A 19,743-nucleotide genomic window follows, 5' to 3' on the forward strand; every position below is an offset into this window, starting at 1 on the left:
CTTGTTGTTCAATAACGGTGCCTATGCCGAGTACATCCGCATCCCGCGGCGCATCGTGGAGACCAACATGCTGGCCATCCCGCCGGCCGTCTCGTTCGACGCGGCCGCCATGGCGGAGCCGCTGGCTTGTGTCCTGCGCGGCCTGCATGAGACCGGGGTGGAGATCGGCGACACCGTGGCGGTGATCGGCGGGGGGCCCATCGGCTTGATGTTCGTGCAGGTGGCCAAGCTCATCGGGTGCAACGTGGTGGGCGTGGTCAAGCGCGATTCCCAGGTAGACGCCGCCAAGAAGTTCGGCGCCGACGACGTGGTGCAGATCACCGAAGTGGACGACCCGGTGGAGGCCGTCCGCACCCTGAGCCCCGACCGCCGGGGCGCCGACGTGGTCATCGAAGCGGTGGGCCGCCCCGACGCCTGGGAGTGGGCCGTAGGCATGGTGCGCCGCGGCGGCACGGTGAATTTCTTCGGGGGCTGCGCCAACGGGACTCGCGTGCAGCTCGACACCAGCCGCCTGCACTACTCCGAGATCACGCTGAAGGCCACCTTCCACCATACCCCCGAGACGGTGCGCAAGGCCTTCGCGCTGATCGCCGAGAAGAAGGTCAAGGGGACCGACTACGTCACCAGCGAGGCGCCGCTCTCCCGCTTGCAGCAGGTGCTGCGGCACATGCTGAACCGCAACGGCGACATCAAGACGGCGATCATCCCGGGCCACTAGCCCGGCCGGCGGACGGTCGGCCGCGCCACAACCATGCCATCGGTCGCCAGCAACGAGCTTCATCCCGCGGGAGAATCCTCGCCCGCGCTCGCCCCGCGCCCGGGTGGGTGGAGCAAGCTGCCGCCGGAATACGCCATCCCTGAGCGCGCGCCCTCGCTGGCCGAGGCCCTGGCCTACTGCGAGCGTCTGGCCCGCTCCCATTACGAGAATTTCTCGGTCGCCACCTGGTTCCTGCCCAAGCGGCTGCGGCCGCACTTTTTCTCCATCTACGCCTACTGCCGCATCTCCGACGACCTGGGCGACGAGGTGGGCGATCCCGGGCAGTCGCTGGCCCTGCTGGACGAGTGGGAAGAGGAGCTGAACGCCACTTACCTGAGCCTAGTGGAGCCGCTGCCGCGCGAGATCCGCGGCGAAGTGGAGAAGCTGGAGGCGCAGCCCGCCGCCCGCAACCTGGCCCGGCCCCGCCACCCCGTCTTCCTCGCCTTGCGCGAGACCATCCGCCAGTGCGACATCCCCCGCCAGCCCTTCGCCGACCTGCTGCGGGCCTTCCGCCAGGACCAGACGGTGAAGCGCTATCCCAGCTTCGACGACGTCCTGGGCTACTGCCGCTACTCCGCCAATCCCGTGGGCCAGTTGGTGCTCTACGCCTGCGGCTACCGCGACGAGGAGCGCCATCGCCTCTCCGACTTCACCTGCACCGCCTTGCAGCTCGCCAACTTCTGGCAGGACGTGATCGTGGACTACGCCAAGGGCCGCATCTATCTTCCCCTTGAGGACCTGGAGCGCTTCTCGGTCCCGGAGCAGCAGATCGCGGAGCGCCGCTTCACCTCAGCCGTCCGCGACCTGATGCGCTTCGAGGTGGAGCGGGCGCGGGAGTGGTTTGCGCGTGGCCTGCCCCTGGCCCGCCAGGTGGACCGCGAGTTGGCGGTCGACATCGAGCTCTTCACGCGCGGCGGCCAGGCCATCCTGGACGCCATCGCGGGCCAGGACTACGACGTGCTGCGCCGCCGCCCCGTGGTCTCCAAGCCGCGCAAGCTGGGGCTGGTGGCGCGCGCCGCTCTCGGGAAGCTGCGATGAGCACGCAGCTCGATCACGCCTACGCCGTCTGCCGCGGCATCACCCGCTCCGCCGCCCGCAACTTCTACTACGCCTTCCTGGTGCTGCCGCGGGCGAAACGCAACGCCCTGGCCGCGGTCTATGCCTTCATGCGGCACTCCGACGACATCTGCGACGATCCCGGGCTTCCCCTGGAGGAGAAGCACGCGCGTCTGGCGCAATGGCTGGAAGACCTCCACGGGGTGCTGGCGGGCGAGGCCAGCGACGATCCCGTGCTGCTGGCCCTCGCCGACGCCCAGCAGCGCTTCCAGATCCCGCCCCAGCTCTTCGACCAACTGGTGCAGGGCACGGCCATGGACCTTCCCGAGCGGGAGCGGGGAGGTCCCGGTCCCCCCATTGCCTATCGCACCTTCGACGATCTGCGTGCCTACTGCCACTACGTGGCCTCGGTGGTGGGCCTGGTGTGCATCCGCATCTTCGGCTATCGCGACCCCGCCGCCGAGCCCTTGGCGGAGCGCACCGGCCTGGCCTTCCAGCTCACCAACATCATCCGCGACGTAAAAGAGGACGCCGCCATGGGCCGCGTCTACCTGCCCGAGGAGGACCTGGCGCGCTTCGACCTCTCGGCGGCGCAACTGGGCAACGGCTTCGATCCGGCGGCGCTGCGCCCGGTGCTGGAGATGGAAGCGGCGCGGGCGCGCGAGTTCTACCGCGCCGCTGAGCAGTTGCTGCCCCTGATCGACGCCGACAGCCGCCCCGCGCTGTGGACCCTGGTCGAGATCTACCGCTGCCTGCTGGAGAAGATCGCCGCCCGCGGCTACGACGTCTTCCGCGAGCGCGTGCGCCTCAGCGTCCCGGAGAAGCTGCACATCCTGTCCAAGGGGATCCTGCGACGCCTGGCCGCATGACCGCCCACCCAGCGCAAGCTCCGAAGGTGGGGGTGGTGGGCGGCGGGCTGGCCGGCCTCTCCGCCGCCTGCGCCCTGGCCGCCGCCGGCTGCCGCGTCACCCTCTTCGAGCGCCGCCCCTTCGTGGGCGGGCGCGCCTCCTCCTACGAGCATCCTGGGACCGGCGAGATCGTGGACAACTGCCAGCACGTGCTGCTGGGCTGCTGCACCAATTTGCTGGACTTCTACCGCCGCATCGGGGTGGAAGGGCGGATCCGCTGGTTCGACCAGCTCACGTTTGTCGAGCCGGGAGGACGGTGCTCGGTCATCCGGCCGTCGTGGCTGCCGGCGCCCCTGCACACCGCGCCCTCGTTCCTGGGCGCACCCTCGCTGCGGCTGCGCGACAAGCTGGCCATCGCCCGCGCCATGTCCAGCATCATGCGGCGGCTGCCCGCCGATACCCCGGAGAACTTCCTCTCCTGGCTGCGGCGCCACGGCCAGACCGAACGCGCCATCGAGCGCTTCTGGAAGGTGGTACTGGTCAGCGCCCTGAACGAGGACCTGGACCGGGTCTCGGTGTACTACGCGGCGCAGGTCTTTCGGGAGTCCTTCCTGAAGTCGGCGGAGGCGGGACGCATGGGAGTGCCGGCGGTGCCGCTGGGAGAACTTTACGGCGCGGCAGCCGACTTTATCCGCGCCCGTGGCGGGGAGGTGCTGCTGCGAGCCTCCGTGGAGAAGCTGGAGCCGGCTGGACAGGGCCTAAGACTGCTGGCCGGGGGCCGGGAAATGGCGGCGGAGGCGGCGGTTCTGGCAGTCCCCTTCGACGTTCTGGCGCGCCTGCTGCCGCCCGCCGGGGAGTTCAATGACATTCAAGTTAAACTCGAACGATTCACGACTTCCCCCATCACCGGCATCCACTTATGGTTCGACCGCCAGATCACCGATCTGCCCCATGCCGTGCTCCTCGAGCGCACCATCCAGTGGATGTTCCACAAGTCGCTGCTCCTCGACCGGCACGCAGTTTCGCAACCGGAGACTGGCTCCTACGTCGAACTGGTGGTGAGTTCGTCGAAATCGCTGGTGGAGAAGACGCGCAACGAGGTCCTGGAGATGGCGCAGCGCGAGTTGGCGGAGTTCTTTCCGGGAGCCTCGCGGGCCAAGCTGGTCAAGGCCACGGTGATCAAGGAGGTCAACGCCACCTACTCGGCGGTGCCGCAGTCGGACGCCTACCGTCCGGGGGCGGCCACGCCCTGGCCGCGGCTCTTCCTGGCGGGCGACTGGACCGCCACCGGCTGGCCCGCCACCATGGAGGGTGCAGTGCGCAGCGGCTACAAGGCGGCCGAGGCCTTGCTGAAGAGCGTGGGCCGGGACGAGCGCTTCCTGGTTCCGGACTTGCCGGCGCGAGGGCTGATGCGATTGTTCGCCTAGATCACCGCGCCAGCAGGGCCACGCCGGCGCAGGCCAGCAGCGCGGCCAGCCAGCGCCGCCGGTCCACATTCTCATGCAGCAGGAACTTGGCGGCGATGGCGCTGGTCACGAAGGTGAGGGAAGCAGAGGCCGGGGCCACCAGGCTTACGTCCGCCCAGGAGAGCGCCAGCAGCAGGCTGAAGAAGGCCAGGGCCATGCAGGCCAGCCCGGAGAAGAAGATGGGGCTGGTCAGGATGCGTCCCACCACCCCGAAAATGCCGATCTGCCGCCGCAACTGGCCCACGTCGCCGATCTTCTTCATGGCGCGCGAGAGCAGGACGTCGCCGGCGCTGGAGAAGAGCACGACCGCGGCGATGCCCACCCAGGTATAGAGGGTCCTCATGGCTCGCTCCGCACCGGCGCGCCCAGGGCCGGCTCGGGCCGCGGTTCCCGTTGCTTCCTGGGAGTGACCTCGGGCCCGCGGGTCACGAAGCCCACCGCCAGGCTCACCAGCAGGATGCCCAGCCAGCGCGTCAGGTCCACCTGCTCGTGCAGCATGTAGGTGGAGAGCAGGGCCAGGACCACGTAGCCCAGGGAGGTGGCAGGCAGCACGTAGGTGAGATCGGCCCAGGAGAGGGCGTGCAGGTAGGCGGCGAAGAATACCAGCAGGAAGCCGATGCCCAGCGCCACCCAGGGGGTGAAAACGGCGCTGATGACCTGAGTCCAGTGGGCGGCGGTGACCGCTCCCACCTGTCCCATGCCGCGTTTGAGGAAGACGTCGCCGAGCGGGCCGAAGATGAGGATGGCGACCAGGACCAGGTACTTCCTGAGGTTCACAGGGACCTTCTCAGACCTCGACCGCTTCTGCGGTGTGGTCGCGAACGGAATCGTCCGCCGGGCCGGAAGGCGGCGCCGCGGGAGGCCCCGTCTGGGCGCGACGGTCTTTCACGTAGCGTTTGCGCTGCGAGCGCAGCGCCAGGAAAGCCTTGGCTTCTTTGTACAGACGCTTGCGCTCGGTGGAGTCGAAGACCGCCTTCCGGACGATGCGGAAGACCGCCTTGGGGCGGAAGTAGTACTCGTCGTAGAAGCGGTGTACCGCCTCCATGATCTCCTCGCGCGGCAGGCCGGGATACTCGATGTGGGCGAGCTGGTGGCCGCCTTCGTCCACCATCTGCTGCTCGTTGATGATGAAGCCGTTCTTCTTGGCGAAGTCGTAGAGCTCGGTGCCGGGATAGGCGTGGGCGATGGACACCTGGATGGTCTCGACGTCCAGGGACTTCGCGAAGCGGATGGTCTTCTCCACGGTCTCGCGGGTCTCGCCGGGCAGGCCCAGGATGAAGTCGCCATGCACCACCAGCCCCAGCTTCTTGCAGTCCTTGGTGAACTGGACGGCGCGCTCGACCGTCGCCCCCTTCTTGATGTTCTTCAGGATCTGCTGGTCGCCGGACTCGTAGCCCACGATCAGCAGGCGGCACCCGGCTTCCTTCATGGCCTTCAGGGTCTCGTAGTCAGTGGTGACGCGCGAGGTGCAGGACCAGGTCAGCTTCAGCGGCTTCAGCTTCTCGCACAGCTCGATGGTGCGCGCCTTCTGGATGTTGAAGGTGTCGTCGTCGAAGAAGAATTCCTTCACGTAGGGCCAGTATTCCTTGGCCTTGGCCATCTCGCGGGCGACGCGCTCGCTGGAGCGCTTGCGCCAGGGATGCCCGCTCAGGGTCTGCGGCCACAGGCAGAAGGTGCACTGCGCCGGGCAGCCGCGGGTGGTGTAGAGCGAGACGAAGGGATAGAGCAGGAAGGGGACGTTGTAGCGGCGCACATCCAGGTCGCGCCGGTAGACGTCGGTGACGTCGGGCAGCGCGTCCAGATCGGCGAGCTGGGGGCGGTCGGGGTTGTGGGCGATGCCCCCGTTCTTGCGATAGGAGATGCCCAGGATCTCCGCCAGGGGCTTGCCCTGGGCGAACTCGGCCACCGAGTAGTCGAACTCGCGGCGGCAGACGAAGTCGATGGCGGCGCACTCCTTGAGCGCGCGCTCCGGCTCGGTGGTCACGGGCGGGCCCACGAAGGCGATCTTGATCGAGGGGTTGGCGCCCTTGATGGCCTCCGCCAGCTTGTGGTCGCCACGCCACCCCGGGCTGCTGGTGAACAGCACCAGGAACTCGTAGTCCTTGGCGATCTGGATGGTCTCCTGGGCGGAGACGTGGTGCGGGGGCGCGTCCAGCAGGCGCGAGCCCTCCAGCATCCCGGCGGGGTAGGCCAGCCAGACCGGATACCAGTAGGATTCGATCTCGCGGGTGGCCGGCCAGCGCGAACTGGCACCCCCGTCAAAATTCTCGAACGACGGCGGATTGAGGAATAAGGTCTTCAGTGGCATGGTGCCCGTATAATCCGTAAGTCTAACATCCTACGGGGCATTGCGAAAAGAAAAGCGGGGAGAGGGGAATGGGGAACCCAGGCGGGGAACCCCGGCATTAAGCGGCCCTCCGACCTCGGCGGCGGAAACCCAGCGCCGCGGCCCACAGCACGCAACCCGCCGCCACCGAGATCAGCCCCGCCACCTGCGCGTTGCTCCACATCAGCAGGGCGTCGTGGGCGGGGGCGATGACGCCCGCACCTCCGAAGCCCAGATAATAGCGCGGATTGATGCGAATGAACTCCACCAGGAAGCGGGCCAGGCCGGTCAGGATCAGGTAGTGGGAGAGCACCAGGCCCGCGGGCCGCTGGATCTCGGTCGCACGTCTCCCCTCCCGCCAGAGGAGCCAGAAGATCAACAGCCAGGCCAGGCACTCGTAGATGGGAGTGGGATGCACCCGCTCGGTGGTGGGCACCAGCCCGTTGGGAAAGCTCATGCCCCAGGGCAGGGAGGTGGGGACGCCGTAGTCGCCGTCGCCTGCCAGCAGGCAACCCAGGCGGCCGATGGCGTAGCCCACAGTGGCCGCCGGGGCGCAGACGTCGAGCATGGTCAGGTAGGGAATGCGATAGTGGCGGGAGAAAAGCCCGAGGGCGAGCAGCCCGCCCAGCACCGCCCCGAACCAGGCAAAGCCGGTATTGCTGAAGAAGATCAAGGGATGAGCCAGGAACTCGCGCGGGCTCTCCAGGTCGTGGTAGAGCTTGGAGCCCACCAGGCCGGCCACCGCGATGCCCAGGATGATGAAGTAAGCGTCGCCGGCGAGCCGCCGGCGGCGCAGGTCGGCCTGCAGGGCATAGAAGCCCGCGACCAGTCCAAGCCAGACCATCAGGCCGTAGGTGCCCAGAGTCAGCGGGCCGAGGTGGATGTAGGGATACAGACTTCCTCCAAGGAATGCAGAATGCAGAATTGAGAATGCAGAATGAACGCGCACCGTTCTGCATTCTCCATTCTCAATTCTTCATTTTCCCGTCAGCGCCCACTCCTGCAGCTTGCCGGCGGTCTTGAGCAACTGCATCTGCGCCTGGTCGAGCTGGAAGGTGGCGTCGAGCAGGGCCAGGTACTTGTCGTTCTCCAGCAGGCGGGCGCGCTCCTGGTCGCGGACGGTGGCGGTGCCCGCCACCAGCCGGATGCCGACCGCGTCGGCGTCGGCGCGAGCCAGGGTGTACTCCAGGCGGGCCACCTCGCGGGCGGCCGCCAATTGCTTGACCGCGCCCTCGAGCTTGAGGGTCTCGACCGAGAGGCGGTTCTTGACGTCCTCCGCCTGTTTCTGGGCGCGCAGGGCGGTGGCGTCCGCGGCCTGGGCGCGCGCCTTCTGCGAAAAGTTGAACAGCGGGAAGCGGATCTCCAGCCCGAAGGTGACGTTGTTGCGCTGGAACTTCTTGAAGTACTGGTCGTAGTTGTTGAACTTGGAGAACAGGCCGTATTGGCCGGCCAGGTCGATGGAGGGATAGAGCATGCGGTGCTCACCCTTGGCGCGGAAGACCATGGCGGCGGCGCGCTCGTTGGCCACCCGGACCTCCGGGTCCTGGTCGAGGGTCTTCTCGGAGACTTCCTCGGCCGGGACCGCAGGCAGTTCGGGAATAGACTCGGTGACCGTCTCGATGCTGTCGGCGGGCAGCCCGGTGAGCTGCGCCAGGCGGGCGCGCAGGACGGCGGCGCGGCTCTCGGCATCGGCCAGGTTCAGGCGCACGCGCGCGGCCGTGAGCTTGGCGCGGGTGATCTCCAGCTCGTTGTCCACCCCGGCCTGCACTCGCATGCTGACCACCTGCTCGACGCGCTGTGCCGAGCCCGCCTGCTCTTGCAGCACGTGCAGGGTGCTGCTCAGCTTGTCGAGCTCGGCGTAGACCAGGGCCGTCTCCAGGATGACCTGGTTGCGGCGGTCTTCCACGCTGATGCCGCTGGCGTTCCAGTCCGTGCGCGCGGCTTTCAGGAACTGCTGCACCGCCGGGTTGTACAGGTACTGCTGGGTGGTGACGTTGAAGACCGAAGGAGCCGCGCCTTCCAGGCTCATGGGGAAGCCGTAGCTGGCGGCGACCCCCGAGCCCACGATGATGGTGGGCAGATAGCCGTTGCGCGTCTCCAGGTAGGACTGGTGGGCGGCCTCCTGGTCGGCGGCGGCGATGGCCATGTCGCCACTGTGGTGCAGCGCCAGTTCGATGGCGCGGCGGAAGGGCAGAGGATCGCCGGCGGCGGCCGGCCGGCCCAGCGCCGCCAGCATGCAGACCAGGGTCAGCAGCCACACCGTGGAGCGAAGAAGGGCTTTCATGACACCACCTCGGAGATGGAGTTCCAGGGTCGGAGAAGGGAGTATAGCAACTGGGGAAGATGCAGGCGCGGCCGAAGCGACGGGGTTCCGGCCTCAGGGTTGCAGGCGCCGGATGCCTTCCTTGGCGGGCTTGTAGTCGGCGGCCAGCGCCAGGGCCGCTCGGTACTCGGCCAGCGCACCCGGGCGGTCGCCCTGTTTTTCCAGGACCGCTCCCAGCAACTGATGGGCCTGATTCAGAGGAGCGGACTCCACCGGCCTCCCCGACTCCAGGTACCGACGCAGCGACTGGGCCGCCAGGGGCAGGTTGCGGTCGGCGCGCAGCAGGAGCCCAGCCGCGTCGAAGAGGTCGTCGCCGTTCTTGTGGTCGGCGGCCAAGGCCTGCTGGATGGCCTGCTCCATGTCGTCGTACCGCTTGACCCGGCGGAAGAAAGAAGCCAGGTCGATCCAGGTGGGGGCCGAGCCGTGGCTGGCCTCGATGGCGGCGCGGTAGAAGCGCTCGGCTTCCCCGGGGTCGCCCTCTTTCTCCGCCAGCCGCGCCAGCACCCACATGGAGACCGGGGGATTGAGGGAGGCGATCGCCTGCGCCTGGATGCGGGCCTTGTCGCTGCTGCCGCCCAGGAACCCCGGGGCCTCGATGTAGAACTCGGCCAAGTTGGAGCGGGCCTCGACGTTGGAGCCGTCGAGTTCGACCGCGCGCTCGAATTCGCGCTTGATGCGGCCCACCATGCGGGCGGCGGTGAAGAAATTGGAGTGCTCCGCCTTCAGGCCGTCGGCGCGGGCCAGCCACATGTGGTAGTTGCTGTTGTCGGGCTGCAGGGCGATGCTGCGCTCGGCGGCGTGGACGGCGTCGTCCCAGCGCTCCTCCGCGTAATAGGCACGGGCCAGCAGGTTGAAGCCCTCGGCGTCGTTGGGGGAGGCGGCCACGCGCGCCCGCAGCAGGTTCACTGCCTCATCGATGCGGCCGGCGGCGATCATCTCCGCGGGTGCGGGCGCAGCGGGACGCGGGGGAAGGGCGGGGGCCGCGCCTGCCAGCCCCAGCAGCACCAACACCGTAGAGAAGATCCGGGTCATCGCTGGACGACGCGCACCGGCAGGCCGGAACGCAGCACCTGGCCGTTGGTCGAGCCCAACGCCACCACCGCGTCGTCCTCCAGGCCGCGCACCACCTCGATGCGGGTGAGGTCGGCGACCGAGGTTTCCACTTCGCGCCGCTGCAGTTCGCCGTCCACGACCTGGAAGACGTAATGCTGCCCGTCTTCCTGGTGGACCGCCTCGCGCGGTACGGTGAGAGCGTGGTCGTGGCGGGCGGTGGTGATGGTGACGCTGACGTTCACGTTGGGCAGCAGCTTGTGGTCCGGGTTGGGAATCTCGCAGGTGATCTGGCCGACGGTGCGAGTGCCCAGCAGGCTGACGGTGGTGGGCACGCGCGTCACCGTGCCCGCCCAGGTGCGCCCCGGAATGGCGTCCCACGCCAGGGTCACCTTCTGGCCGCGCTCCAGGCGCCCGATGTCGGGCTCGTCGACGTAGGCGGCCACCTGCACGGTGGAGAGGTCGGCCACCTGCACCAGCAGGTCGCCGGCGGCGACGTACATGCCCGGGTGGACGGGCAGGTTGTAGACGGTGCCGTCGCTGGTGGCGGTGACGTTGGACTGGCGCACCACCTCCTGGGCGGCGGCGTAGGCGGCACGGGCGTCGGCGGCCTGGGCTTGCACCTTGGCCACCTCGGGACGCGAGTAGCGGTCGCTCTTCTTCTGTTCCAGCACGCTCAGTTGGGCCTGGGCGGTCTTGAGGCGGTTCTCTGCGTTCTGCACCTCCGCCGCGGTGGCCGCCCCGTTCTGCTTGAGCTGCCGCATGGCGTCGAGATTGCGCTGCGCCGCCTCCACCTCGCCCTGCGCCTTCACCAGCTCCGCCTGGCGGTCCAGGACTTCCTCGTGGGTGCCGCCCACTTGCACCGCGTGCAGGGCGGCTTCGGCGGAGCGCAGTTGCGCCAGGGCGCGGGCCGCTTGGGCGGCGGCGTCGGCGTCGTCGAGCTGCAGCAGCAGTTGCCCCTTCTTCACCCAGTCGCCCTCGCGCACCAGCACCCGCCGCACGGTGGTGGCCAGGGGGGCGTGCGCCTCGAAGCCGTCCACCGGCTGGATCTTGCCGTTGGTGGAGATGGTATTCAGGATGGTCCGGCGCAACGCCTTCTCCGCGCGTACCGGTACCCGGCCGCGGCGCGCCGAGATGAAGGCCGCCAGCAGCAACACCCCCAGCGCGACCGCGAGCACGATGACGGAGGCGCGGTGCTTGCGCGCGAAAGCGATGGCATGATCCAAGGGCATCGGACGGCCGACGGCAGGAGAACCCTTAAGTATAAATGAATCGGAGTATCGGGCCGGTTGCAAGAGCGGCACTCCTTGCCTTTCCCCGGAGGACCGCCGGGCTCAGCCTCCCGCCGGGGCGTGCGGACTTCGGCGCTTTGAGCTTAGATGCGCGCTCCTCCCTAGGGGTGGCCGCGGTGTGACAGAATCCAGCCGGAGACAGAGTGTTCGAGTAGAATGGCGGAGATGCCGCGCGCCAAACGCTACACCCCGAAGCACGCTCGCGCCGGGCTCGGGGGGCCCTTTCCCGCCATCGAGACCTGGCCCAACCAGTTTCCCGCCTACGAGATCGTCATCGACGTTCCCGAGTTCACCTCGGTGTGTCCCAAGACCGGGCTGCCGGACTTCGGCACCCTCACCATCCGCTACATGCCGGCGCGGCAGTGTCTGGAATTGAAGTCGGTGAAGGAGTACGTGCTCGCCTACCGCAACCTGGGGATCTTCCAGGAGAACGTGGTGAACCGGGTGCTGGAGGACGTGGTGCGGGCCGCCCGCCCGGTGTGGGCGGTGGTGCGGGGGGAGTTCCGGCCGCGCGGCGGCATCGGCACGGTGGTGGAAGCGCGCTGGCCGCGGCCGAGAGGGAAGCCTCCCGCCTGAGCGCCCCGCCGCCCCGGGGACCGCCAGCCGCGGCATGGTATAGTCCCGGCCTGCGCATGCCCCCCAAGATCTATCCCCGGACCATGCTGGCGCTGCTCACCGCCATCAACTTCTTCAACTACATCGACCGCTCGGTGCTGTTCGCGGTGCAGCCGCTGATCCAGAAAGAATTCCACCGGCATGACCTGGACTTCGGCCTGCTCTCCACCGCCTTCTTCGGGACCTACATGGTGGCAGCGCCGTTCCTGGGAGCGCTGGCCGACCGCTTCCCGCGCCGGATCATCATCACCACCGGCATCCTGCTGTGGAGCGGAGCCACGCTGCTGACCGCCTTTGTCACGGATTTCAACGGTTTGCTGGTACGACACACCATCGTGGGCATCGGCGAGGCCAGCTACGCCGCGGCGGCGCCTTCGATCATCGCCGACTTGTTTCCGGAGCAGCGTCGCGGCCGCATGCTGGCCGTTTTCTTCATGGCCATCCCGGTGGGGACGGCGGTGGGCTACCTGATCGGCGGGATGCTGGGCGAGCGCTACGGCTGGCGCGCGCCCTTCTACGTGGGAGCGATCCCTGGTTTTCTGCTGGCGCTCACGCTGGTCTTTCTGCGCGAGCCCGAGCGCGGTCTCTCCGACCGGCTGCGCGAGACCCCGGAGCGCGCCAGCCTGCTGCACCTGGCGCGCAACGGCGCCTTCCTCACCGCCACCCTGGGCATGGCCATGATGACCTTCTGCCTGGGCGGCCTGCAGGTGTGGATGCCCACATTCCTCAACCGCGTGCGCGGCGTGGGCCTGGACCACGCCAACCTGATCTTCGGGGCTTCGACCGCCATCACTGGGACGGTCGGCACGCTGTTCGGAGGCTGGCTGGGCGACCGCCTGCTGCGCCGCACCCATGGAGCCTACTACCTGGTTTCGGCGGCCACCCTGGGCCTCGGAATCCCGGCGATGCTGGGGGCCATCTACCTGAGCGGACGGCCCATGTTTCCAGCGATCTTCATCGCCGAGTTCCTGCTGCTGATGAACACCGGTCCGCTCAACGCCGCCGTGATCAATTCAGTGGGCGCGCACATCCGCTCCACCGCCATCGCCGTCAACCTGTTCGTGATCCACCTGCTGGGCGACGCCTTCTCCCCCAGCCTGATCGGCTACATCTCCGACCGCAGCAACCTGCAGACCGGGTTCGTCTCGACGGTGGCCGCCATCGCGCTCTCCTCCGCCATCCTGCTCTACGGGATGCGCTTCGCCCCGCGCCTGCCCGCCAACCCCAACGCCGCGCCCGGAGCGGGGGCATGATCCAGGTCGCGGTCTGGACGCTGGGAGCTCTGCTGGCGGTGGTGTGGCTTTCGCGCGTCGTGGACGCCGCCCTGGGCATGCCGCAGGTGCCGAATCTGATCGAGGCGGCCTGGGACAAACCGGTAGCGGAGTCAAACGCGCCCCAGGTGAGCATCATCGTGCCCGCGCGCAACGAGGGAGAGTCCATCGCGCGTTGCCTGCAGTCATTGCTGGCCCTGGAGTATCCCGACTACGAGATCATCGCGGTGGACGACCGCTCCACCGACGCCACCGGGCGGATCATGGACCAGGTGGCTGCGACCGCGCCCCCATCCTCGCGGCTGAAGGTGATCCATGTGACGGAATTGCCGGCGGGCTGGCTGGGCAAGACCCACGCCATGTGGACGGCCGCCTCCCAGGCTGCGGGGGAGTGGCTGCTGTTCACCGACGGAGACATCTTCTTCCGTCCCGACACCCTGCGCCGCGTGATGGCCTGCGTGGAACAGAAGCGGCTCGATCACATGGTCCTGCTGCCCACCATGGAGATGGCGACACCCGGCGAGAGCATGATGATCGGCTTCTTCCAGGTGATGTTCACCTTCGGGCACCGCCCGTGGAAGGTCTCAGATCCCAAGACCAGGGACCACCTGGGGGCGGGTTGCTTCAACCTGGTGCGGCGCTCGGCGTATGAAACCGTGGGCGGCTATGAACGCCTGCGCCTGGCGGTGGTGGACGACATGAAGCTGGGGCAGATGGTGAAGGAACACGGCTACCGCCAGAACGTGGCCTTCGGGCGCGACCTCATCCGGCTGCACTGGGCTCCGGGCGCGCTGGGCGTGGTCCAGAACCTCACCAAGAACGCCTTCGCGGTGATGAACTTCAACCTGGCCAAGACGCTGGGCGCCGCCTTCCTCATGCTGGTGCTGAACATGGGCCCGTGGCTGGGGCTGGGGCTGGCGCACGGCTGGGCGCGGCTCGGCTACGGCCTGGCCGTGCTGGCCATCGCCCTGCTTTACCTGGGGATGTCCTGGTACTCGCCCATCTCGGCGCTCTACTTTGTGACCAATCCCCTAGGCGCGCTGATGTTCGCCTACATCCTGGTGCGCTCGGCCTTCCTGACGCTGGCGCGCGGCGGCGTGCTCTGGCGCGGCACGCTGTATTCCCTGAAGGAACTGCGGCGCGGGATGGTGTGAGCGCCTAGCGCGGCGGCTCGGGCTTTTCCACGTCCGGGGTAGGAGGCGTGTTACCCGGCGCTCCGGGCAGCGGGGGCGACTTGCTGGCGCCGCCGGTGGGGCGCTTGGGCTTAGGAGCGCCGGGAGCAGTGGCGCTGAAGCGACCGCGACGCTCCACGTCATAGTCCTTGGGGAGGGGCGGGAGCTTGGCGGCTTCCCCGCGAAGCTGGCGCGCGTGGCGCAGGATGATCTCGGCGCGCCCGCCGTAACTCTGGATGCGCCCCCAGACCTCGATGCTCTTGCCCTGCAGCCGGCGCACGTCGCCCACGTCCCTCAGGTCGCGGGTGAAGACCACCACCGTGAAGGGGCACTGGCGGTAGTCCTCGCAGAAATCCAGGAACCAGGCGCCGCCCTTCTCGCTCTCCTGGACCTTGAGCACGGTGCCGGTGACGCAGGCGTCGGCGCCGATCTTCTTGGGGGCTTCGGCGACGGGCAAGCAGCCCGCCCAAGCCAGGCTGCTCAGCAGCAGCCAGAGAGTGGCAAGGCTGTGCGCGCGTCTCAAGGCCGGGATGGCCGGGGTCAAGGTACCCTCCCAAGGGAGGACCTACCTTGCTAGTCTAACGCCGGGCGGGCTACTTGGTGGGCTCCATCTGCAGGGCGTTGTTGAAGCGGTTGAAGTAGTTGAAGAGGCCGATGACCGCGGCCAGCTCCACCACCTCACCCTCGTCGAAGTGGCGGCGCAGGTCAGCCCAGAGCTCCTCGTCCACGTGGTTGGAGTCGGTGGTCACGCGCTCGGCGAAGCGGAGGGCGACCTTCTCGCGGGCGGTGAAGTCGGCCCGCCCGGCGTACTCTGCCAGGTGGCCAAGCTGCTCCTCGCTCCATCCCAGCCGCCTTGCCAAGGCGGTGTGCGAGGCCAGTCAATACTCGCACTGGTTGATCTGGGAGACGCGCACGCTGAGCAGTTCCTTGAGCTTGGTCTCCACCGTGCCCGTCTCCATCACCGTGCGGAAGTGCGCGATCAGGGTCTTCAGGAACTGGGGGCGGTGGGCCGCGGTGCGGAACATGTTGGGGACGTTGCCGCGGACCTTGAGGTAATGCTCGTAGATGGCCTGGCTGTCGGCGTCAACCTGGGATTGGTCCAGTCGTGTGATGCGCATGGTGGACTCCTGGACGCGGCCCGGGTGGCCGCGTCCGCTGGGAAAAAGGCCTCGCGCCGCCGGGAAGGGCGGAGGCCGGGGGGCGCTGCGCCCGCCTATTTGAAGGACGCAACCGCGGCCGCTTCGTCGTCCTTGACGTCGAAGACGGTGTACAGCTTCGTGATCTGCAGCAGGTCGTGCACCTTCTTGGTGAGGTTGAGCAGCTTGAGTTCGCCGCCCTGGTTGCGCACGGTGGTGAACGCGCTGACCAGCTCGCCGATGCCGGAGCTGTCGATATAGGTCACGTCGCCCAGGTTCAACAGGATCTTCTTGTTGCCCTTGCCCACCAGGTCGCGCACCGTGTCCCGCAGGATCACGCTGCCCTCGCCCAGGGTGATGCGGCCGCTCAAATCCACGACCGTCACCCCGTTCACCTGTCTCGTGCTGGCCTTCATGGTCACTTGGAAGCCTCCTTGGTCTTCGCGGCGGGGCCGCGGTGTTTGATGAGGGTAAACTCGGTTCCCGGTTGCAGGGTGCGGATGCGCACCTCGTCCATGAACGAACGCATGAGAAAGATGCCGCGTCCCGATTGCTTGAGCAGGTTCTCCGGGGCCAGGGGATCGGGAATGTCCTTAGGATCCAGTCCCCGGCCCTGGTCGGCGATGGTCACCACCAGCGAACCTCCCGTATTCTCATAGGACACCGTCATCTTCTTGTTGGGATCATAGGCGTTGCCGTGCAGCACGGCGTTGACCGCGGCCTCGCGCACCGCCATGGAGATCTTCTGACACTCCTCCTCGGAGAAGCCGGCTTTGGCAGCCAACTGTTCCGCCGTTTCCTCGGCGGTGTTGACGCTGTCCAGGGTTGAGTCCAGGGTGTAGGAAACCCGGTTGCCCGTCATCTTGCCGATGTCCGCACCGCCTGATGGATTTTCACCGTGCGCTCGAGCCAGCTGCCTGGCCGGGTGGAGCGTGGTCCGGGGGACGCACCCTCGCGCCGCCCCCTCTTCAGGAATCCGGTAGTTTGCCTTCCGCAAGCCAGGAATGTCAACGAATAGTCCACCCCGTCACACCCCGGGGCGCAGGGACAGGATAGTGCAACCCCCGGCCGAAAGCTACCGTGGGCGGCGGCGGCTTCGGAGAGGCGCCTTCCCGCCGCGCCCCGTGCCTCCGGCAGCACGCCGCGCGACAAGCTGTGGATTCCGCCTGCGGTCTTGGGTATTCTCAGCGCAGTGGCGCTGCTGGCCCTCTCCGAGCTTCTGGGCGCTCCTGTGCAGGATTCCTCCGGAGCCAGCCGCGGGCGTGTGCGCGAGGTGGCGCTGTGCCCGCAGGAGGACCCCGTCCGCGTCGCCAGCTTCATCGTGCGCACGCGCTCCGGCGACCGTCTGCTGGCCTCGGCCAGCGTCGAACTGCTCGATCACCACGGGCTGCGGGCCGCCACCGAGGCCGCCGCGTGGCCCGCCTTCTACGGTTCCACCGAAGGCCTGCTGCTGCTGGAGCGCGACCTGCTCGACCAGCAGATCATCGACGTCCACGGGCGCAAGGTCGTGCGCGTCAACGACGTGGATTTCCTGGAAGAGCAGGTCGACCACCACGTGCAGCTCAAGGTGGGCGAGGTGGACGTGGGCATGCGCGGGGCCATCCGCCGCCTGCTCAAGGGGATCGTCCCGCGCGCTGCCCTGAACGCGCTGGTGGCCAAGCTCCCGCCCCGCACCATCCCCTGGGAGTTCGTGGATCTGATCGAGACCGACCCGGCGCGCCGGGTCAAGCTGAAGATCGCCCACGAGCGCCTGGCCCGGCTGCATCCCGCCGACATCGCCGACATCGTGGAAGAGCTGGCGCCCGCCGAGCGCGAGGCCGTCTTCGAGACCCTGGACGAGGAAGTGGCGGCCGAGGCCCTCGCCGAGGTCGATCCCAAGCTGCAGGTCTCCATCGTCGAGTCCCTGGACTCCGAACGCGCCGCCGACATCGTGGAGGAGATGAACCCCGACGCGGCCGCCGACCTGCTGGCCGACCTGCCCAAGGAGACCACGGAAGAGATCCTGGACGAGATGGCGCCGGCAGAACGCGAGGAGGTGGCGGAGCTGCTGGGCTTCGAGGAAGACACCGCCGCCGGGCGCATGACCACCGACTACCTGGCGCTGCCGCCCCACGCCACCGTCGCCGAGGCCATCGAGCACCTGCGCCACTTCGAGGGCGACGTGGAGAGCCTGAGCTCCATCTTCCTCATCAACGGCCAGGACAAGCTGGTGGGCACGGTGCCCCTGGCGCGCCTGGTGCTGGCTAAGCCCGAGACCCGCCTCTCCACCCTGCAGTCCGAGCCCCTGCTCTCCTGCAACGCCGGCGCCAACGAGAAAGAGGTCTCCGCCCTGTTCGACAAGTACAACCTGGTCACGCTGCCGGTGGTGGACGACCAGGGCCGGTTGACCGGCGTGATCACCGCCGACGACGTGATCAGCCTGCTGCGCGCCAAGCTCTGAAACCCGATCGGGTGATCTGGCGATCGAGTGATCCGGTGATCGAACCCCAGTGGTCGCAGCCGCCTGCCCTTCTTGCGTCTTCGTGCCCGTGGTTCTGAGATGCTTTACCTCTGTGCCCTCCGTGGTTAAGGAAGTTTCGTGAAAATCCTGGCTGGCGGGATTCTGCGTCCCCGTTTATCCTGAGGAGCCTTTCGAATCCCCTCGGGCTCCGCGTGCGCCATGAAGAGACGCCCCAAATGGCTCCGCCACTGGAAGACGCGACTGCTGCTGCTACTGGCAGTGATCGGGCCGGGCTTCATCACCGCCAACGTGGACAACGACGCCGGCGGCATCACCACCTACTCGCAGGCGGGCGCGCAGTTCGGCTACTCCCTGCTGTGGACCATGATCCCGGTCACCCTGGCCCTGATCGTGGTGCAGGAGATGGCCTCGCGCATGGGCGCGGTCACCGGCAAGGGGCTCAGCGACCTCATCCGCGAGGAGTTCGGCTTCCGTATCACCTTCTTCATGATGCTGGGCATCCTGCTCACCAACTTCGGCAACGTGCTGGCGGAATTCTCCGGCATCGCCCTCAGCCTGGAATTGTTCGGCATCCCCAAGTACGCCAGCGTGCCGGTGTGCGCCGTGATCGTGTGGCTGCTGGTGGTGAAGGGCCAGTACAAGAGCGTGGAGAAGGTGTTTCTGGTCGCCTCGTTCGTGTATTTCACCTACATCGTGGCCGGGCTCTTGGCCCATCCCGCCTGGAAGGAGGCGGCCCGGGCCACCATCAACCCACCCCGGCTCTCCAGCTTCGACAACCGCGACTACCTCTACATGGTGCTGGGCGTGGTGGGCACCACCATCGCCCCCTGGATGCAGTTCTACCTGCAGTCCTCGGTGGTGGAGAAAGGGGTCACCAAGAAGACCTACGCCGCCTCCCGGCTGGACGTGGTCATCGGCTGTATCTTCACCGACCTCGTGGCCTGGTTCATCATCGTGGCCTGCGCTGCCACCCTGTTCGTGCATGGCCACCGCGACATCCAGACCGCCGCCGACGCCGCCCAGGCCCTGCGTCCCCTGGCGGGCGATTACGCCTACGTCTTCTTCGCCTTCGGACTGTTCAACGCCTCGCTGTTCGCGGCCTCCATCCTGCCGCTCTCGACCGCCTTCACGGTGTGCGAAGGCCTGGGTTTTGAGTCCGGGGTGGACAAGAAGTTCGGCGAGGCCAAGGCCTTCTACTGGCTCTACACCGTGCTGATCGCGGTGGGCGCGGGACTCACCTTGTGGCCCGATTTTCCCCTGCTCAAGGTCACCATCGCTTCCCAGGTGGTCAACGGAGCGGTGCTGCCCTTCGTGCTCATCTTCATGCTGCTGCTGGTCAACAAGCCGGAACTGATGGGCGACAACACCAATACCCGGCTGTTCGACATCGTCGCCTGGGTCACAGCGGGAGTGCTGATCCTGCTCACGGCGGGCTACCTGTGGACGCTATTCACCTGAGCGGCTAGAGCAGCTTGCCGGCCGCCAGGTCGCGCACCAGGGTGAGGTCGGCCTCCAGGAAATCGTATTGCGGGAGCTCGGCGCGCTCCACCCAGCGCACCTCGCGAAAGACCAGGTTCTCGATCTCGCCGGCGTATTCATCCACCCGGAAGAACTGCAGCTCCACGGCGCCGCCGTTCTTGTAGTCGTGGCGCAGGTGCGCCACCTCATTCCCGATGCGCGCCTGGATGCCCAGCTCCTCCTCCAGCTCGCGGCGCAGGGCCTCGGTGGGCTGCTCTCCGGCCTCGATCTTGCCCCCGGGGAACTCCCACTTCAGCGGCATGGGCTGGTGGCGGGTGCGCTGGCAGATGAGCAGCTTGTCCTCGCGCACCAGCAGCGCGGCCACCACTTGCTTGGGCTTCATCGCGCTGAGGAGCTGCCCTTCTCCAGGTGGCGGCCCAGCAGGCGGGCGCAGTGCTCCACCAGTTGGCGGTCGCCGGGACCGAAGGCGGCGGGGAAGTGGCTGTCAATAT

Annotated in this window: 22 protein-coding genes; 9 read left to right on the plus strand and 13 right to left on the minus strand. The window is 67.8% G+C overall.

Annotation, left to right across the window (positions count from 1 at the left end; all coding sequences use genetic code 11):
• The 4 genes from VEG08_07380 to hpnE form a co-directional block, all read left to right on the plus strand.
• Window positions 1-718 (plus strand): zinc-binding dehydrogenase (locus VEG08_07380; GenBank protein ID HXZ27807.1); only part of this gene is annotated, 718 nt, incomplete at its 5' end.
• Between the two features lie 33 nt (window positions 719-751).
• Window positions 752-1,795, plus strand: a complete 1,044-nt coding sequence (gene hpnC, locus VEG08_07385) for a squalene synthase HpnC (GenBank protein HXZ27808.1) — start codon at window positions 752-754, stop codon at window positions 1,793-1,795.
• Window positions 1,792-2,682 carry a phytoene/squalene synthase family protein gene (locus tag VEG08_07390; GenBank protein ID HXZ27809.1) on the plus strand — a complete coding sequence of 297 codons (891 nt, stop codon included), beginning with the start codon at window positions 1,792-1,794 and terminating at the stop codon, window positions 2,680-2,682. Before hpnC ends, VEG08_07390 begins: the two co-directional genes overlap by 4 nt.
• Entirely contained in the window at window positions 2,679-4,088 is a 1,410-nt protein-coding gene (gene hpnE, locus VEG08_07395) for a hydroxysqualene dehydroxylase HpnE (protein ID HXZ27810.1), read from the plus strand. Before VEG08_07390 ends, hpnE begins: the two co-directional genes overlap by 4 nt.
• Window position 4,089: 1 nt before the next feature.
• Here the strand turns inward: hpnE and VEG08_07400 are convergent, their stop codons facing one another.
• The 7 genes from VEG08_07400 to VEG08_07430 all read right to left on the minus strand — a co-directional run bounded on the left by VEG08_07400 (window position 4,090) and on the right by VEG08_07430 (window position 11,058).
• Window positions 4,090-4,470 carry an EamA family transporter gene (locus tag VEG08_07400; GenBank protein HXZ27811.1) on the minus strand — a complete coding sequence of 127 codons (381 nt, stop codon included), beginning with the start codon at window positions 4,468-4,470 and terminating at the stop codon, window positions 4,090-4,092.
• Entirely contained in the window at window positions 4,467-4,904 is a 438-nt protein-coding gene (locus VEG08_07405; protein HXZ27812.1) for an EamA family transporter, read from the minus strand. The genes VEG08_07400 and VEG08_07405 overlap by 4 nt, the downstream gene beginning before the upstream one ends.
• A 10-nt stretch (window positions 4,905-4,914) precedes the next feature.
• Window positions 4,915-6,435, minus strand: coding sequence for a hopanoid biosynthesis associated radical SAM protein HpnJ (hpnJ, locus tag VEG08_07410; protein HXZ27813.1), 1,521 nt, complete (start codon window positions 6,433-6,435; stop codon window positions 4,915-4,917).
• A gap of 97 nt (window positions 6,436-6,532) precedes the next feature.
• Complete coding sequence (locus VEG08_07415) at window positions 6,533-7,402, minus strand: prolipoprotein diacylglyceryl transferase family protein (GenBank protein HXZ27814.1); 870 nt, start codon at window positions 7,400-7,402, stop codon at window positions 6,533-6,535.
• Between the two features lie 27 nt (window positions 7,403-7,429).
• On the minus strand, window positions 7,430-8,737 hold the full coding sequence (locus tag VEG08_07420; GenBank protein ID HXZ27815.1) for a TolC family protein: 1,308 nt from the start codon (window positions 8,735-8,737) through the stop codon (window positions 7,430-7,432).
• Window positions 8,738-8,830: 93 nt separating this feature from the next.
• Window positions 8,831-9,808 (minus strand): tetratricopeptide repeat protein, encoded by a 978-nt coding sequence (locus tag VEG08_07425; protein HXZ27816.1) that lies wholly within the window; start codon window positions 9,806-9,808, stop codon window positions 8,831-8,833.
• Window positions 9,805-11,058 carry an efflux RND transporter periplasmic adaptor subunit gene (locus VEG08_07430; GenBank protein ID HXZ27817.1) on the minus strand — a complete coding sequence of 418 codons (1,254 nt, stop codon included), beginning with the start codon at window positions 11,056-11,058 and terminating at the stop codon, window positions 9,805-9,807. Before VEG08_07430 ends, VEG08_07425 begins: the two co-directional genes overlap by 4 nt.
• 225 nt (window positions 11,059-11,283) lie before the next feature.
• On the opposite strand from VEG08_07430, the gene queF reads away from it, so the two are divergent.
• Genes queF through VEG08_07445 form a run of 3 tightly spaced genes read left to right on the plus strand, consistent with a single transcriptional unit; the run spans window position 11,284 to window position 14,158 of the window.
• Window positions 11,284-11,694 carry a preQ(1) synthase gene (gene queF, locus VEG08_07435; protein HXZ27818.1) on the plus strand — a complete coding sequence of 137 codons (411 nt, stop codon included), beginning with the start codon at window positions 11,284-11,286 and terminating at the stop codon, window positions 11,692-11,694.
• Window positions 11,695-11,750: 56 nt separating this feature from the next.
• Window positions 11,751-12,986 carry an MFS transporter gene (locus VEG08_07440; GenBank protein HXZ27819.1) on the plus strand — a complete coding sequence of 412 codons (1,236 nt, stop codon included), beginning with the start codon at window positions 11,751-11,753 and terminating at the stop codon, window positions 12,984-12,986.
• Window positions 12,983-14,158, plus strand: coding sequence for a glycosyltransferase family 2 protein (locus VEG08_07445; GenBank protein HXZ27820.1), 1,176 nt, complete (start codon window positions 12,983-12,985; stop codon window positions 14,156-14,158). The genes VEG08_07440 and VEG08_07445 overlap by 4 nt, the downstream gene beginning before the upstream one ends.
• A 4-nt stretch (window positions 14,159-14,162) precedes the next feature.
• On the opposite strand, the gene VEG08_07450 is transcribed toward VEG08_07445, so the two are convergent.
• The 5 genes from VEG08_07450 to VEG08_07470 form a co-directional block, all read right to left on the minus strand.
• Window positions 14,163-14,720 carry a hypothetical protein gene (locus VEG08_07450; protein ID HXZ27821.1) on the minus strand — a complete coding sequence of 186 codons (558 nt, stop codon included), beginning with the start codon at window positions 14,718-14,720 and terminating at the stop codon, window positions 14,163-14,165.
• A 49-nt stretch (window positions 14,721-14,769) separates the two neighbouring features.
• Window positions 14,770-15,036, minus strand: coding sequence for a hypothetical protein (locus tag VEG08_07455; protein HXZ27822.1), 267 nt, complete (start codon window positions 15,034-15,036; stop codon window positions 14,770-14,772).
• Window positions 15,037-15,054: 18 nt separating this feature from the next.
• A complete protein-coding gene (locus tag VEG08_07460) occupies window positions 15,055-15,294 on the minus strand; it encodes a carboxymuconolactone decarboxylase family protein (protein ID HXZ27823.1) in 240 nt (79 codons plus the stop codon).
• A gap of 95 nt (window positions 15,295-15,389) precedes the next feature.
• The gene (locus VEG08_07465) at window positions 15,390-15,734 is read right to left on the minus strand and encodes an STAS domain-containing protein (protein HXZ27824.1); all 345 of its coding nucleotides are present in this window, start codon (window positions 15,732-15,734) and stop codon (window positions 15,390-15,392) included.
• Complete coding sequence (locus tag VEG08_07470) at window positions 15,731-16,174, minus strand: ATP-binding protein (GenBank protein ID HXZ27825.1); 444 nt, start codon at window positions 16,172-16,174, stop codon at window positions 15,731-15,733. The genes VEG08_07465 and VEG08_07470 overlap by 4 nt, the downstream gene beginning before the upstream one ends.
• 312 nt (window positions 16,175-16,486) lie before the next feature.
• Here VEG08_07470 and VEG08_07475 point away from each other — a divergent pair, with 312 nt between their 5' ends.
• A complete protein-coding gene (locus VEG08_07475) occupies window positions 16,487-17,752 on the plus strand; it encodes a CBS domain-containing protein (GenBank protein ID HXZ27826.1) in 1,266 nt (421 codons plus the stop codon).
• Window positions 17,753-17,971: 219 nt separating this feature from the next.
• Complete coding sequence (locus VEG08_07480; protein ID HXZ27827.1) at window positions 17,972-19,231, plus strand: Nramp family divalent metal transporter; 1,260 nt, start codon at window positions 17,972-17,974, stop codon at window positions 19,229-19,231.
• Between the two features lie 4 nt (window positions 19,232-19,235).
• On the opposite strand, the gene VEG08_07485 is transcribed toward VEG08_07480, so the two are convergent.
• Window positions 19,236-19,634, minus strand: a complete 399-nt coding sequence (locus tag VEG08_07485; GenBank protein HXZ27828.1) for an NUDIX domain-containing protein — start codon at window positions 19,632-19,634, stop codon at window positions 19,236-19,238.
• Window positions 19,635-19,743: the final 109 nt, after the last annotated feature.

The sequence above is a fragment of the Terriglobales bacterium genome (genome assembly GCA_035624475.1).
GTDB lineage: Bacteria > Acidobacteriota > Terriglobia > Terriglobales > Acidobacteriaceae > DASPRL01.

What these genes read in the sequence shown, in the direction of transcription:
- hpnJ (HXZ27813.1), bottom strand. Translation starts at nt 6,435, where the DNA reads ATGCCACTGAAGACCTTATTCCTCAATCCGCCGTCGTTCGAGAATTTT.
- hpnC (HXZ27808.1), top strand. Translation starts at nt 752, where the DNA reads ATGCCATCGGTCGCCAGCAACGAGCTTCATCCCGCGGGAGAATCCTCG.
- VEG08_07460 (HXZ27823.1), bottom strand. Translation starts at nt 15,294, where the DNA reads ATGCGCATCACACGACTGGACCAATCCCAGGTTGACGCCGACAGCCAG.
- hpnE (HXZ27810.1), top strand. Translation starts at nt 2,679, where the DNA reads ATGACCGCCCACCCAGCGCAAGCTCCGAAGGTGGGGGTGGTGGGCGGC.
- VEG08_07400 (HXZ27811.1), bottom strand. Translation starts at nt 4,470, where the DNA reads ATGAGGACCCTCTATACCTGGGTGGGCATCGCCGCGGTCGTGCTCTTC.
- VEG08_07420 (HXZ27815.1), bottom strand. Translation starts at nt 8,737, where the DNA reads ATGAAAGCCCTTCTTCGCTCCACGGTGTGGCTGCTGACCCTGGTCTGC.
- VEG08_07470 (HXZ27825.1), bottom strand. Translation starts at nt 16,174, where the DNA reads ATGACGGGCAACCGGGTTTCCTACACCCTGGACTCAACCCTGGACAGC.
- VEG08_07430 (HXZ27817.1), bottom strand. Translation starts at nt 11,058, where the DNA reads ATGCCCTTGGATCATGCCATCGCTTTCGCGCGCAAGCACCGCGCCTCC.
- VEG08_07440 (HXZ27819.1), top strand. Translation starts at nt 11,751, where the DNA reads ATGCCCCCCAAGATCTATCCCCGGACCATGCTGGCGCTGCTCACCGCC.
- VEG08_07445 (HXZ27820.1), top strand. Translation starts at nt 12,983, where the DNA reads ATGATCCAGGTCGCGGTCTGGACGCTGGGAGCTCTGCTGGCGGTGGTG.
- VEG08_07480 (HXZ27827.1), top strand. Translation starts at nt 17,972, where the DNA reads ATGAAGAGACGCCCCAAATGGCTCCGCCACTGGAAGACGCGACTGCTG.
- VEG08_07485 (HXZ27828.1), bottom strand. Translation starts at nt 19,634, where the DNA reads ATGAAGCCCAAGCAAGTGGTGGCCGCGCTGCTGGTGCGCGAGGACAAG.
- queF (HXZ27818.1), top strand. Translation starts at nt 11,284, where the DNA reads ATGCCGCGCGCCAAACGCTACACCCCGAAGCACGCTCGCGCCGGGCTC.
- VEG08_07390 (HXZ27809.1), top strand. Translation starts at nt 1,792, where the DNA reads ATGAGCACGCAGCTCGATCACGCCTACGCCGTCTGCCGCGGCATCACC.
- VEG08_07425 (HXZ27816.1), bottom strand. Translation starts at nt 9,808, where the DNA reads ATGACCCGGATCTTCTCTACGGTGTTGGTGCTGCTGGGGCTGGCAGGC.